Origin of the sequence: Chitinophaga sp. (genome assembly GCF_017745275.1) — a bacterium.
In the GTDB taxonomy this organism is placed as follows: domain Bacteria; phylum Bacteroidota; class Bacteroidia; order Chitinophagales; family Chitinophagaceae; genus Chitinophaga.
In genome coordinates, this window is the sequence record NZ_JAGHZS010000010.1 from 198,784 (window position 1) to 213,534 (window position 14,751).

At 44.2% G+C, this 14,751-nt stretch carries 8 protein-coding genes; 4 read left to right on the top strand and 4 right to left on the bottom strand.

Going from position 1 to position 14,751, the window contains the following annotated elements; translation table 11 throughout:
• Positions 1-15: 15 nt before the first annotated feature.
• Together J7623_RS27520 and J7623_RS27525 are read right to left on the bottom strand one after the other, a co-directional pair.
• Positions 16-3,201 (bottom strand): TonB-dependent receptor, encoded by a 3,186-nt coding sequence (locus J7623_RS27520; protein ID WP_291927152.1) that lies wholly within the window; start codon positions 3,199-3,201, stop codon positions 16-18.
• Positions 3,202-3,590: 389 nt separating this feature from the next.
• Positions 3,591-7,442 carry a hybrid sensor histidine kinase/response regulator transcription factor gene (locus J7623_RS27525; RefSeq protein ID WP_291927156.1) on the bottom strand — a complete coding sequence of 1,284 codons (3,852 nt, stop codon included), beginning with the start codon at positions 7,440-7,442 and terminating at the stop codon, positions 3,591-3,593.
• Between the two features lie 372 nt (positions 7,443-7,814).
• On the opposite strand from J7623_RS27525, the gene J7623_RS27530 reads away from it, so the two are divergent.
• The 3 genes from J7623_RS27530 to J7623_RS27540 all read left to right on the top strand — a co-directional run bounded on the left by J7623_RS27530 (position 7,815) and on the right by J7623_RS27540 (position 10,857).
• Positions 7,815-7,985, top strand: coding sequence for a hypothetical protein (locus J7623_RS27530; protein WP_291927160.1), 171 nt, complete (start codon positions 7,815-7,817; stop codon positions 7,983-7,985).
• 563 nt (positions 7,986-8,548) lie between these two features.
• Positions 8,549-9,478 (top strand): DUF4440 domain-containing protein, encoded by a 930-nt coding sequence (locus J7623_RS27535; RefSeq protein ID WP_291927167.1) that lies wholly within the window; start codon positions 8,549-8,551, stop codon positions 9,476-9,478.
• Positions 9,479-9,552: 74 nt separating this feature from the next.
• Complete coding sequence (locus J7623_RS27540) at positions 9,553-10,857, top strand: hypothetical protein (protein ID WP_291927170.1); 1,305 nt, start codon at positions 9,553-9,555, stop codon at positions 10,855-10,857.
• 249 nt (positions 10,858-11,106) lie between these two features.
• Here the strand turns inward: J7623_RS27540 and J7623_RS27545 are convergent, their stop codons facing one another.
• Both J7623_RS27545 and J7623_RS27550 read right to left on the bottom strand, forming a co-directional pair.
• Positions 11,107-11,922: an alpha/beta hydrolase gene (locus tag J7623_RS27545; protein WP_291927171.1), complete on the bottom strand. Its 816-nt coding sequence runs from the start codon at positions 11,920-11,922 to the stop codon at positions 11,107-11,109.
• Between the two features lie 294 nt (positions 11,923-12,216).
• Complete coding sequence (locus J7623_RS27550; RefSeq protein WP_291927174.1) at positions 12,217-12,639, bottom strand: BrxA/BrxB family bacilliredoxin; 423 nt, start codon at positions 12,637-12,639, stop codon at positions 12,217-12,219.
• 601 nt (positions 12,640-13,240) lie between these two features.
• On the opposite strand from J7623_RS27550, the gene ectB reads away from it, so the two are divergent.
• Positions 13,241-14,530 (top strand): diaminobutyrate--2-oxoglutarate transaminase, encoded by a 1,290-nt coding sequence (gene ectB, locus J7623_RS27555; protein ID WP_291927177.1) that lies wholly within the window; start codon positions 13,241-13,243, stop codon positions 14,528-14,530.
• Positions 14,531-14,751 lie beyond the last annotated feature (221 nt).

Below are 14,751 nucleotides of genomic sequence, written 5' to 3' on the forward strand. Positions count from 1 at the left end.
TTTATTGGTTTACGACTAAAAGGAGACCTGCATACCGAGGAAAAATTCACGGGTATTGGTAAAGGTCAGTCCCCATGGCATTTGTGCATCTATACCGCGATTCAGGTTATAGCGTCCATTGCTTAAGCTGTTGTCGGAGGCCACTTCAGGATCATAGCCTGAGTATTTGGTAAACGTCAGCAGATTTTTGCCACCAACGTAGAAGCGGATGAAATCTATTTTATACCTGTTCAGTAAAGATGTGGGGAGCGTATAACCTATGGTAAGAGTTTTCAGCCGGAGGTAGGAACCGTCTTCTATAAACCTGTCGGATACACGAAGATTTTTATTAGGATCTCCTAATACCGCACGTGGCATATTGGTAGCTGTATTTTTAGGGTATATGGTTTTAACGCCGGATACAGGGTTGGTAAATACCAGGTCTTCGGCGCGGTAGCGGTCGAGCGTAGAGGAGAAGTTGTTATAGTAGTGGTACATACCTTCTCCCCAGTATTTGCTGTTGTTATAGATATCGTTGCCGTAGGAACCCTGCCATACCATAGAGAGATCGAAGGTACCGGCCTTTGACGCATAGCTGACATCTGTAGTAAATCCGCCGCTGAAGCGTGGGATAGGATTCCCGATAAAGGCTTTGTCGGCAGCATTGATTACGCCGTCGTGGTTACGGTCTACGAAGCGAACGTCGCCCAGTGCAGCATTCGGTGCGAAGGCTTTATCGGCGTCCAGTTGTTCTTTTGTTTTGTATAAACCGTCGGTGACGTATCCCCAGAACTGACCGATGGAGTTGCCGACAGCGGTGCGGGTCACGTTTTCATTGCCAGGGTTTACGCCCCCGGCGAGGATTTCATTACCATTACCCAGGCCCAACACTTTATTATTTACTGTTGAGAGGTTGGCGCCTATGGCATAGGTAAATTTCCCTACTGTATTTTTATAGTTGATGAGGAATTCCCATCCTTTGTTACTGATACTACCTGCGTTTAATATCGGGAAATTATCCAGGTATCCTGCGGTGTAGGAGATAGGAACATTTACCAGCATGTCGGCAGTTTTCTTATTGAAATAGTCTACCGTTACCGATAGTTTATTATGAAACAGGGAGAGGTCGATACCGAAGTCGGTGGAGTTCTGGCTTTCCCATTTAACATTTGGATTGGCCGGTGTAGCAGGGAGGGCGCCGGTAACCATTACATCATTGAGATAATACCATACATGGTCGAAGCTGACCGTACTCTGATATTGGTATGGACTGATATCGGAGTTCCCTAATTTTCCGTAGCTGCCCCTGATTTTCAGGTCGGAGATGAAAGGTATAGATTTCATGAAGCTTTCCTGGCTTACTCTCCATGCTGCAGAGAAGGAGGGGAAGTTACCGTACCTGTTTGCCTTACCGAAATTTGCGGAAGCGTCGCGGCGGAAGTTGGCGGTGAGCATGTACTTACTATCGTAGGCATAGTTGATACGGCCTAATACGGAGTACATGGCGGTTCGTCCTACACCTGATCCAACCACACGTGAAGAGGTCTGCTGAGCGAGGCCCAGGATCAGCAGGTCGGGGCTTGGCAGCGATCTGGCGCCGGCATTTACGGCGCGGTATTCGGAATTTTCGGAGGTGATACCTGCCAGTGCGCTGATGTTATGTTTTTTTATCTGGCGGTCGTATGAAAGGGTATTTTCGTAGAGGTACCTGTTGTTTTGTGCAGAAGAGATGGTCAGTTCGTCCGGATCGTGGTTCTGGTATTGACCTACGGAGTAGGCGGAGATATAGTTCTGGGTACGGTTCCTATAAAAGTCGATACCCATATTGAATTTATAGCGGAGGCCCGGAATAAACTCATAAGACACCCATGCATTACCATTGGCGCCTATTGTTTCAGACTCGTTGGAGTTGAGATAGGCATTGGCCAGGGCGCTGGCCACATCGGTACCGTTACCTGCGCCTGCGAACCCTGTAGTGCTGTTAGGGTCGTAGATCGGCAAAGTAGAAGACCATTTCTGTGCATCAAGAATATTTTTATTACTCCAGTTTCTGAGGTTGCGGCTGAGTGAAAAAGTTTCGCCGGCTTTTAACTTACCCTTTGTAAAATCTGAAATGAACTGAAGGCCATAATTCTTATAAGCATCTTTTATGATAACAGGTTTATCTGTAGAATAGTTGGTATTGATACGGAAGCGGGCATTTTCATTACCACCGGAGATGGCCAGGTTATGTTTCTGGTAGCTTCCTGTTCTGAGCAGGGCGTCTACCATGTTATATCCTTTCCCGATTTTGGCAGGATCTGACAGGGCCGGGAGGTAGTCCGTGCGGGAAGGGTTTTGGTTATACATTTCTTCGTTGATCAGTTCTGCGAGTTGCTGACCATTGAGGAGGCCAACATTATGCGACATCTCCTTGGTACCACCATAGCCATTATAATCAATTTTTGTTTTGCCGGCGGCGCCTCGTTTGGTGGTTACCAGCACAACGCCGTTTGCACCCCTGGCTCCATAGATGGCGCAGGAAGCGGCATCTTTCAGCACCTGGATGCTTTCTATGTTATTTTCGTCCGGCATGGCGCCGCCGATCATGCCGTCTACCACGTAGAGTGGGTCTGTGTTGTTGATAGATCCTACTCCCCGGATCCTGATCTTATCGCCGGTGATTTGTACGCCTGGCACCTGGCTTTGCATGGCTGCCTGGAAACCGCCGGGAACCTTCAGCAGGTCCTTAGGGTTTACTGTTGCAATGGAGGAAGACAGGTCGGCTTTTTTCTGGGTACCGTATCCTATCACTATTACCTCGTTCAGTGCTTTGGTGTTTTCTACCAGTACAACATCTACTGCCGTACGTCCGTTGAGGGATATCTCCTGTGTTTGATATCCCATGAGGGAAACGATCAGCGTTGCCTGTGTGTTGGGGGCATTCAACGTAAATCTGCCTGCATGGTCAGTAATGGCGCCCGTGGAGGTGCCTTTTACCATGACGTTGGCCATTTCAAGCGGGTCTCCTTTTTCATTTTTTACGGAACCGGAAATCCCAATGAACTTGCTGGTATTTGCAGCAGGTGCCGTGGCATAGGCTGCTTCTGCCCGGAGTGTGTTGCTGGTCAATAGTAAAACGGAGGCAGCAAGCATCAGGCGGCAGGTAGTGGAAATACCAAACCTCAGTTGGAATTTTGCATGACCTGGGCCTGCCAGGCTGCTGGATAACACTAATTTCATAAAATAAATTGTTGTATTTACCCCACTATAGCATGGTCTTTATACATACCTGAGTTGGTACGTACTGGAGAGACGTATAGTTTCATAACGGGACTATTAAATAAAATCAGAAGTATTTCATAACGTTTCATTCCCTCCGGAGGGTGATAAAACAAATATACCGTGGATGCTGAACAACAGCATTCAAAAGCAGATATTTCGGTTTAACTTTTAGATAATATTGCCGGAATGTAGTGAGTTTTTTGTAGTCGATAAACGATCTATGCAGCCAGGGATAAAGAAATGATGCCTGTTAGTGAATTAATTGTATTTTAGACAATTAATAAGCAGCGGCTATATGTTTTATGCCAAATGCAGGCATCTTTTTAAATTAATTGTAAAAATGACAGTTATACATCTGCAGGAGATTTTCCATAGAATTTCTTGAAAGAAGTACTGAAATAGCTGACACTGGAAAAACCGCACAATTCGCTAATGTCCATTACACTATGTTGCCTGGACTGCAGTAACCCGAGTGCATGGTTAAGCCGGATAGATTTGATGAAATCTACCGGCGACTGTCCGGTCAGGCTTTTCAATTTTTTATAGAGCAGGGAGGAGCTGACGAACATGGCAGCGGCAAACTCTTCTTTTCCAAACGCTGCGTTGGCGAGGTTATCGCGGACTACCATCACCGCCTGTTTCACGAATTTGTCGTTGTGCTCATTTTGCAGGATAGGAATATTATTTTCAGGTTGAATCAGGCGCAGGGCTTTTTCCCTGATGACCGTTCTGTTACGTACGATGGTTTTAATTTTCTGGACCAGCAACGGTATATCGAAAGGTTTGGTCAGGTAATCATCAGCACCCAGTCCGAGGCCATAAAGCTGGTCGGTTTGGGAATTGAGTGCCGACAACAAGATCAATGGGATATGTGAGGTTTCGAAGGTAGCTTTTATGAGCCGGCAGAGTTCATGGCCGTTCATTTCAGGCATTAATATATCTGAAATTACAAGGTCCGGCAGTTCTTTCCGGATGAGAGGCCATGCTTCCTGTCCGTTATTTGCAGTGAATACCTGGAATTCTGTTTGCAGGGCAGTGAGGAGAAAGGCCCGTAATTTTTCATTATCCTCTGTGATGAATATACGTAGTTTGCTTAAAGGTTCCGGTGCATCCACATCTGAGCATAAAGGGGCAGGGGGGATTTCATGGATTAATTCCTGCCGTGGAGGAGTCAGATCGGGTGCTGAAGCGATCTCATTATAAGGGATTTCAATTTTGAAAAATGCGCCCGCATTTTCCTGGCTGGCAAAAGAGATCTCTCCCCGATGCAATTTTACATAACTTTTGGTAAGCAGCAACCCGATACCGGAACCTGTAATCCTGGCGTTTACTGCATTTTCGCTGCGATAGAATTCCCGGAAAATACTACGCTGTGCTTTTCTGCCAATCCCTATTCCCTTGTTGGTTACTTCCAGTGTCCAGCTTTTGGGGGTACCGGAAAAAACGAGCAGTACAGTACTATTCCTGTACGCATACTTTATCGCATTGGATACCAGGTTATCAATAACTTTTTCTATCATCAGCACATCTACTGCTGATGTATAATCACTGACATCCGTATCAAACCGGATAACAATGTCTTCCTGTGCGGCCCAGGCGTCAAACAACGCTTTCCTGGCGGCAATTAGCTGTACAATATCCACCGTGCTGAAATTGACTTTTTCTTTGCCGGCATCTACTTTTTGAAAGTCGAGCAAACGTGAAGCGGTCGTTGTCAGTTCTTTTATCTGCTCCGTAGCCAGTTGCAGGTGTTGGTGGCCTTTCTCTGAATAAATCTCTTTTTTAAGTTCCTCTATTGGCGCCTTTACCAGTGTGAGCGCATTTCTCATCTCATGTGCCGTGTTGGTAAAAAAGCGGATTTTATCTGCGGTATGTCTGCGTTGCAGTTTATCAATATATAATCGCAGGGCAAAGTATGTCACCGTAACCAGCAGCAGCAGAACGGCAGAATAAAACCACCAGCGTTTCCAGAATGGGGGGATTATCCGGAGGTCTATTATTTTTTCTGCGACAATTACGCCATTGGCCAGGAGATGTATTTTTAATTTATATTCTCCAGGGGCAACATTGCTATAATTTATTTTCCTTCCTTCTCCCGGCTTATTCCAGTCTTTATCCCAACCTTCCAGCATCCATTCAATGGCGGAGCGGGATACGCCTTCATCCAATATCACCAGTTCAAATGAGAAGTCGTGCTGTAAATAATTAAGTTGTAGCGTGGCTAATGTTGAGAGGTCGATATTCTTTAATGGCGAAAGGCTATCATGTACTGACCTGCCGGCGATTGTAAGATCCTGCAGAAATATCCTGCCATTGCTGGCATTGGGTTGTGTTATATCTGGTGGGAACAACACCGCACCGTTATTGGTACCAATGAGGATGCGGCCATCTTTCAGAATGGTAGACGCATTCCTGTTGCAGGCCAGTCGGTATAGCGGTGAAATATGCGCAAATGTCTGTACCTGTTGTCGTTGCAGGTCTAATTTTGCGATGCCTCCTTCTGTACCTGCCCAGATAAACGAATCGGCTACCATGATACTGTTGACATAGTCTGACGGCAATCCATTATTCATGTTGAAATGCCGCATCGACTTATCGCCCATATCATAGGACAGTACGCCGTTTCCGGCAGTTGCCAGCCATACTTTGTTTTTGTGGTAAACAATATCGCTTACCAGGAATCCATCAACAATGATCTGTTTATCACCGTTGTGTTTGTCCATGACCCCCAATCCATAGGTACATCCCATGAGCAGCTGATGATTGCTTAACTCAGCGAAAGCAGAGACAGGCTGATACTCATATTTTTTAAAACTATTTTCAGCAGTAACATATCTTACAATATTACCCAGGCCACCTCCATACCAAATATCCTTGTTACTATCTACATAAATATCAAATACATAATTATTAAAAGGCAGGTCACTGCCTTTTTCCTTTGCATAGTGCGCCAGCTCCCTGCCGGTAGCCGGATCAAGTACATATACGCCTGCCCCGTATGTGCCGGCCCATATTTTACCCGTACTATCTTCCGCCAGTACCAGGAAAGGGCCGACCGCTTCTTTTTTGTCTGCGTAAAAGGTCTGCCATTTATCTGTTTTTTCGTTCCACCGGGAAATACCATTATTAGTAGCAAACCAAAGATTACCCAGATGATCCTGTAAAACGCTGTTGACATGATTATTTACAAGAGAATTTTTGCTGTTTATCTGATGCACAATATGTACTGCGCCTGGTGGATGCTGTTCGAAGTAAGACAATCCCCCGGTGAGGGTACTGATCCAGATCCTGCCGCTATCACAAAAGATATCATAAACCCCATTCCCTTTCAGTGATTCAGGATCATTCATGTCCTCCTTGTAGTGATGCAGTATCTTTTCCCCCGACCTCGAAAGCTCCCAGATGCCTTGTCCGTCCATTCCCAGCAGCATTGTAGCGTCTGTGTTAAATGCAATCGCCAGGATCGGCTGCCGGGGCAGATCTACATTCACCTTTTTAGCGGTACTCTTTACAGAGAAATCGTAATACATCAGTCCATCTGCAAATGTGCCGATCCAAAGCTTGTTGGAAATTTTATCATACACCAGCGCTGAAGTGTTTTTGGGTATATTACCACAAATGTATTGCTGTTCACAGGTACGCCTGTCTACAGTATATAATGCGTTTCCGCGGACTACGGCGAGCAAACCGCTACCAGATATAGCCACCCGCGACATCTCGTCGGCTTCTCTGCCGATTGCCCGGAGCTTACCTTCATAAAACCTGTGTAATCCCATGGATGAAGCCACCCAGATAGCCCCACTCTCGTCTATTACCGCATTATTGACGCTGAGGTGCCCGGTTTTCAATGGCCCCCTGAGATCAATCAGCAGCTCAAATTTGTCCATTCTTTTATTGAACCTGAAAAGTTGACCGTTATTGGAATAGGCTACCAGCATGCCGGCACCATACATTAGTTTCAAAGAAATAACATCCGCCGAAACATAAGGTAAACGGTAAATCCGGCAGTCTGGTTCTGCCACCCGCAATACCCCCATCCGGGAGGATGCCCAGATGAATCCATCTGCATCCTTGCATACTGACGCCATTTCCCTGATGGCAAGGGCATAGGTATTATTGAGACTGACAAAATTAACCTGTGAAGCAAAAGTAACCGCTACATAAAGCATTGCTGCAACAAGCAGACCTCCCCTTTTCATTTAATAAATTTTAAAAACGTGGACTTTTCATATGGAATACTATTAATTATAGCCGCGATTAACAACGTAGCGGGTTATAAATTAAATGAACTTCTTCCCAAAAAACAAATATTAAATGTTTATATGACAATTAATGGAAGTAGCCAAACGGAAGATCTGCTTATTCCGCTCACCGGAATATTCATGATGTTTATTTATAATATTGAATCTGAGGTACTTACACTTTGTGTGAACGGCAATCGAAAACGAACCGGCATTCAATCCTGGATAAAGAAATGACACCTGTTATTTTTTCAATTTGCGTCGCTGAGATTTTACCGCAAATTTTCAATGACTAAAAAATCTTATCTTCATGTAAGTAAATCCTATTTTATGGAAGACCACAAGTATAACGCTGCAGAGGAAAAATCACCTGAGGAACAACCTGCATCTACCCCTCTTCCGGTGGGGCCAGAACGTAAACTACCTACAATTGGCAATCCATCAATTCTGCCAATTGTACCAGATGGTGGAAATAAACTACCTACAATTGGAAATCCATAAATTTTGCCAATTGTACCAGACGGGGGAAATAAACTGCCAACAATTGGTAATCCATGATTTTTACCAATTGTACCGGAACCCGGTAATGATTAAATATTAAAGCAAAGACCTCAAAACAGGACCAGCCAGTATTCTAATTTTGTATTATTATCAGGCTATGCGTTTTTTACAGCGACTTTTTTTGTGATTCTCACAGATAGATATTTCTCCGGATATACGAAAGGTCTTTTTGCAGAGCCATGTAGTTTATCAGCACATCAGGAGGAATAATAACCTACATCCATTTTCCGCTTAGTATCATTGGGACCCTTTACCAGGATGATTGAACATGATTAGTTATCAACAGCAATTTTCCGCCAGTTCGGGTAAACAGATATTATAAGACCTGGCCTGTGCAGGAATTAATTAAGAAGTTTAATTCTTTATCTGTAATATTGGTAAACGATGGGATAACTATCTTATAGCATAAGATACCAGGTATAGAAATAGGTAACTGTAGAAAGAGAACTTCGCTCCACCATCTATAATTGCGAAATTATTATTTCAGAAATCTTGCTCAGGATATGATACCAGGTAAATGTTTCTCGCCCCGCAAATCTTTGCTGATCATCTTCTTAGGCTTTTCGATGTCGGTATTTGCAATTGATACCAGCGCCGTAAGAACGCAGGTAGAAATGCTGAACCGGCAATTTTCCCAGGCACTGGAAACGGGGGATGTACCAGCTATGCTCCGTTATTATGCAACAGATGCAGTAGCCATGCCCGAGCATCATCCAACGCTGTTTAGTCGCAGTGCTATCCATCACTATTTTCAGCAATGGCTGACTACTACGCGCAACAACCGTTATCAGCGAAGCATTTATGCTATAATGGTAGCCAATGGGTATGTGTTGGAAAGCGGGAATTTCACACATACTTTCACTTTTTCAGACAGGCAACCGTCTAAGTATTCCGGCAAGTATATCCACATCTGGCGGATCGGCAGAAATAAAGAGTTGGCAATGGTTTCAGAGATCTGGGGCGCGGCTGATAATTTTGATCGCGCAACGTTGCCGCCACTGGCGGCAGATAGTAATAATCGCATGCGGATAGATCCCGTATTGCCGGCTGATAGCGCAGCAGCCAATACCATCAATAACATTAACCGACAGATTGCACAACTGGTCAAATCCCGTAACGGCGCCGGTTTCGCAAAATATTATACCGCAGATGCGATTTATATGCCCTATTATATGCCTATGGTTATTGGCAGAGATAGTATTCATCAATACTACCTCGTACACGAGGGTCCTAACGTACATATTGATGCTGTTCAGATCAGCATGTCGCGCCTGTTGCCGGCAGGAAACTATTTCCTTGCCAACGGCTACTATCGCGTAAACTGGAGAGCCGGTGAACATGAAGGGTTGGTAACCGGGAAAAGCATTAATATCTGGCGGAAGGAACCAGATGGAACCTTGAAGTTGTACTGGCAAATGACCAATCATGATTAGTATCTGCCAATTATTTTTCATGGTACAAATAAATAGCGGATAAGATGTTTATTTTTATGAGATAACATCTTTCTATGAAACAACTGGTATTGCTTTTCGCGATCCTTTTATTCTCCGTTTCCCTGTTTGCGCAGGCTCCCAAAACTGTTGTTACCGCTGATATAGATCATTTCTGGGAAGCATACGACAGTATACGTAGTACATCAGATAGCCTGCAACAGCTACAGTATATTCAACGGCTTTATATTGACAAGGGTACACCAGGATTGCTGGCATTTATGAAATTAAAAGGATACACGGCAGCCGGGTATGTAAGCCTGATCCGGAAATATCCTGCTTACTGGAATAGTATCCGTTCCAATACGCTTAAAGTAAAAAAGATTGCCGGCGAATTTGAACCAGGTATAAAAGAATTCAGAAGGATATATCCCGGGCTCAAGCCAGCTACTATTTATTTCACTATCGGGGGAATGCGGTCAGGGGGAACCGCCCAGCCAGGAATGGTGCTTATCGGTGCGGAAATGGTGACCGGCAATGCTCAGACAGATGTTAGCGAGTTGCCCGAAAAGACCCGTAAATGGCTGGCGGGCTATTACGGCACTGATCCATTCAAAAGTGTAGTATTGCTGAATATTCACGAATACGTACATACGCAACAACCCAATTATGGTTATAACCTGCTGTCGCAGTGCCTGTGCGAAGGCGCTTGCGACTTTATTACGGAACTGGTAACTGGTAAGAAAATTCCGTTGCCTTACATGGATTATGGTAAAAAAGAAGAGGCCGATCTGAAGCGAAAATTCAAGATTGAAATGTTTGGCGATTCGTGGGATACTTGGTTGTATAACGGTGGGAGGGCGTCTACAGTGGCAGACCTGGGATACTTTATCGGATATCGTATCTGCCAATCGTTCTATCAACAGGTAAAAAATAAAACACAGGCAGTGCAGGAAATCATTGGCCTGAATTTCCAGGACAGTACCATGATTGAAAATTTTCTTCAGCAATCAGCCTACTACCCGGAGGGTTTTAACAAGGCGGAACTGTTGGCAGCACTGGAAAGAAAAATGCCTGTAGTCACTAACGTAGCGTCAATGGAAGGAAAGGCACGCATACATGCAGCGGATACACTGCTTAAAATAGATTTCTCTCTAAAGATGAGTGATAACGGTTATTCTATCAGTCGTTCTGCCGATACCACGCTGCAATATCCAATTAAAGCCGTGCAGGGATTTAGTCCGGACATGCAGTCGGTGATTATCCGGGTAGATTTAAAACCTGGCACCCGGTATGGGTTTATTATGACAGACAGATCTTTCCGGTCAGCAGAAGGGTATCCGTTAAAGCCTTATGAGGTGAGGTTTGAAACGGCGCCTTAGCCGAACTAAGTCCCTGGGTCAACCACCGTACCAACTTTTCACGACGAGTGATAATATGTGGCATCTACTTGAGTATATCAGCTGCCAGGTTACTCAACACCAGCTGTAAGCCTTCTTCAAAGTAGATGCCACCAGAAGCCATGGTCTGAATAAATATCTCCGGTTCTTTCATGGGCGCGCTTTTGAGCGGATATCTGGAAGCGCCATTGTTACACATACGTAATATCACGACGGATGGTGAGGTGATCGTTACTTTAAAAAATTCTCCACGTAGTTCAAGATCGTTGGTGCCTGCATCATCAGCGTCACATGCCCCTGGCCGGGCAGAATCGCCAACTGCGATTGAGGTTTTGCGCCCATATCAACGCTCACTCCACCGCCCAATAATTTATACGTTTTAATCAATTCAATTTTATCCAGGCCATCATTATCACCGGATATAATCAATACCGGAGCGGTAATTTTGGCAATATTGTCATCACCCAGGTCGAACGGCATTTTAGCAGAGGTAATCATCTGGTCCAGGAATTTTGTCCAGGCGGTTTTATCAGGAGCCACTGCATCATATGCGGTGTGCATTGGTGTGTTGGCAAAAAATTCAGGTTTCATGGATTTAAATGCACTGTTTACTTCGGGGAGCCAGCCGGTACTTTTATAGGTAGCGGAGATAATGACTAACTTCCTTAACCGTTTGGGGCTTTGTATCGCAAACTGATAAGCTATGGCGCCACCAAAGCTATATCCCAGCACATCCGCGCTGTCGATTTTCAGGTAGTCCATTACTTGCTCTACGTCACTGGCTAAGGTAGCATGTGACAGTGGCCGGTCTGTATAAGGGGTATGCCCATGTCCCTGCAATTCAATAGCAATTACTTTCCTGGTTTTGGACAGCTCCGGGATGTACTGGCCCCAGTTGCTGCTGATGGTCATAAAGGCGCCATGGAGTAGTATGATGGGCTTGCCTTCGCCATATACTTCATAATAAACTTTGATGCCATTAACAGGGGCATAGCCACTGCCGGAAGGTTTCAGGTTTTGCGCGTCTGACTGAAGTGCTGCTGACATAACGATGATGATTATGAGTATTGATTTAAATAAGTTTTTCATATTGTAAGTGAATTTGACAAGACAAAGATGTCAATCATTTCAGAATTTTATCAGGTGCAAAAGCGACAACTTTAGGGGTGAATTGCGACGGAAAGGTGGTTGCACGGTTATTAATAAGGAACATCAGTAAAAAGAGCCGCAATATTCAATGAAAAGGCGTCTTCCCATTAGAAGACGCCCAGCGGAATCTTTATTCCCCGCGAAAGGAAATACAGGTAGTGAAAAACAAACCTGTAAATTTTCACGATAGCATCATGATACGGCATCTTCCAATGCTCCCGACAGATCATTAGCTATCAGGTTAGCATCCCGCCCTTCGATACGGAATTTGGGAACAAAATAAATCAGTTCCCTGTCTTTGAAAATGGCAAAGCTGGGAGAAGAAGGGGGGATATCCGGGATGTAACTCCGGAATCGTGCGGTGGCCTCCAGATCCTGCCCTGCAAATACACTTACAACTTTGTCGGGCTTTTTCAGGGAGCCATCTTCCATCAGTTTCCTAATGGCAGGCCGCGCCATGCCCGCTGCACACCCACATACACTGTTGATAACAATAAGTGTAGTGCCTTTTTGACCCATAACTTTGTCTACATCTGCTGCTGTCAGGAGCTCCTGAACGCCAACCTCTGTAAGTTCTTCCCTGAATGGTTTAATTAATAATGGAGAGTAAGGCATAACATATATTTTGAGATGAAAAGATGACGGATAAACCGTTGTCGGAATTACAACAGTATAATATGTCGGAATGTTTGATGGGTTGTTGGTCTGTTGTGGTGTTGTAATTTAATTTGGCGTCCAAATAATTTATTTATATCAATATGCTCAATTTAACCAACCAGGCCAGGTGGATCCGCCGGCTGCGCTGGTATAACACCCAACAGCCGCCTCATTCCTCTAAACAGCAAAACGGCTGCTATCTGTGCGTCAGGTGCCAGTCAATACACCAATGCGTGGTAAGGGAATTTTATTTTAATGATGTTATTATTAAAAATTGCAACTGCAATTTTATCGCATTGGTAACTTATATTTTTGGTGACATGAAAACTTCTTTGTAGTTTAACCTTTCTTTCCATTTATTTGAACTGCATACCATTGTGATAGCGCTAACGCGGAGTTAGCGGGGCGACAGCCATACCCTCAGGAATCCGTAGCACATCTGGTAATGATCAATTTTTTCAGGTAAGCACATTATTTCCACCCGGACCGTGGGAGTCATGCAGGCTATGTATTGTCGATCTTTATTTATTCAAACCCGTTTTTTCTTAAAAACAAGCTTATGACAGTTAATGTTTTTGAATCATTTGAATCAAATGTGCGCAGCTATTCCAGGTCATACCCGGTAGTATTCCAAAAAGCTAAAAATGCTTTTCTCTATGCACAGGACGGAAAACCTTATATTGATTTTCTGATGGGAGCGGGGGCATTAAATTATGGGCATAATAATGACTTTATTAAATCACGGCTGCTGGAATATATGCAGCATGATTATATTATGCAGGGCCTGGATATGTTTACAGTAGCCAAAAGCGAATTTATTAATGCTTTTAATGATTTGCTGTTGAAACCACTGGCGCTTAATTACAAGTTCCAGTTCTGTGGCCCTACCGGTACCAATGCAGTAGAAGCGGCGCTTAAGCTGGCGCGTAACTACACCGGCCGTTCCAATGTTATTTCTTTTATGGGAGGATATCATGGCCTGTCGCAGGGGAGTCTCGCAATTACCAGCAATGAGTATCACCGGAAAGCGGCCGGCATAGGGCTGCATAACGTGACCTTTATTCCTTTTGATAGCAATCATCCGCAACATACAGACGGTCTGGCTTATCTGAGGATGATCCTGGAAGACACACATTCGGGTATTGAAAAACCCGCCGCGGTTATTCTTGAAACAGTGCAGGCTGAAGGCGGGGTAAATGTAGCTTCGCCACAATGGTTGAAAGCATTGAAAAGTATTTGTGAACAACACCAGATATTATTCATTTGCGACGACATTCAAATTGGCTGCGGCAGGTCGGGTGATTTTTTTTCCTTTCAGCGTGCGGGTATTACACCGGATATCGTGATCCTGTCAAAATCTTTAAGCGGATATGGCCTGCCCATGGCGATGTTGCTCATAAAACCTGAACTGGATATCTGGAAGCCAGGCGAACATAACGGCACCTTCCGGGGGTATCAGCTGGCATTTGCAGGAGGAAAAGCCGCGTTGGAATTCAGACAGTCCACCGGGTTGGAAACCGAAGTTAAACGAAAATCTGCCTATATCCGCAGCTTTCTCGGAAAACTGGCAACAATAGATGAAAGGATTCACATCAGAGGAATTGGCATGATGTGGGGTATCGACTTTTCTTCATTCGAGGATCCCTTACTAACCAGGAAAATAGCGAAAGACTGCTTCGAAAAACAATTGATAGTGGAATGTGTAGGAAGGGAAGATAAAGTGCTAAAACTATTGCCTGCATTAACTATTGAAGACGAGGTGCTGGACGATGCACTCAATATAATAAAGCAATCCGTAACACAACATATCGCAGTTTCCGGTAAACGGTTAAAAGGTGTTGTGCTATAATTGATAGCAATAGTTTTGAATGTTATCCCTCGTTAAAGGAATATGAACATTTTGTTTTTGTTTACTCCCAATTAATTATTTCATTATCTTTATTGTGTATTTTTCTGAGCATAATTTCTGAACGATAGTGTGATAGTTAATCCTGGTGAAACCCGATAAAACGAAAATAAGTTACTATCCAAATACTCAAATAATCAATAAATTTTTTAACTGAAACCCAA

Bases quoted from the DNA above. Each gene is read 5' to 3' on its own strand.
- J7623_RS27520 (WP_291927152.1), bottom strand. From the start codon at position 3,201: ATGAAATTAGTGTTATCCAGCAGCCTGGCAGGCCCAGGTCATGCAAAA.
- J7623_RS27525 (WP_291927156.1), bottom strand. From the start codon at position 7,442: ATGAAAAGGGGAGGTCTGCTTGTTGCAGCAATGCTTTATGTAGCGGTT.
- J7623_RS27530 (WP_291927160.1), top strand. From the start codon at position 7,815: ATGGAAGACCACAAGTATAACGCTGCAGAGGAAAAATCACCTGAGGAA.
- J7623_RS27535 (WP_291927167.1), top strand. From the start codon at position 8,549: ATGATACCAGGTAAATGTTTCTCGCCCCGCAAATCTTTGCTGATCATC.
- J7623_RS27540 (WP_291927170.1), top strand. From the start codon at position 9,553: ATGAAACAACTGGTATTGCTTTTCGCGATCCTTTTATTCTCCGTTTCC.
- J7623_RS27545 (WP_291927171.1), bottom strand. From the start codon at position 11,922: ATGTCAGCAGCACTTCAGTCAGACGCGCAAAACCTGAAACCTTCCGGC.
- J7623_RS27550 (WP_291927174.1), bottom strand. From the start codon at position 12,639: ATGCCTTACTCTCCATTATTAATTAAACCATTCAGGGAAGAACTTACA.
- ectB (WP_291927177.1), top strand. From the start codon at position 13,241: ATGACAGTTAATGTTTTTGAATCATTTGAATCAAATGTGCGCAGCTAT.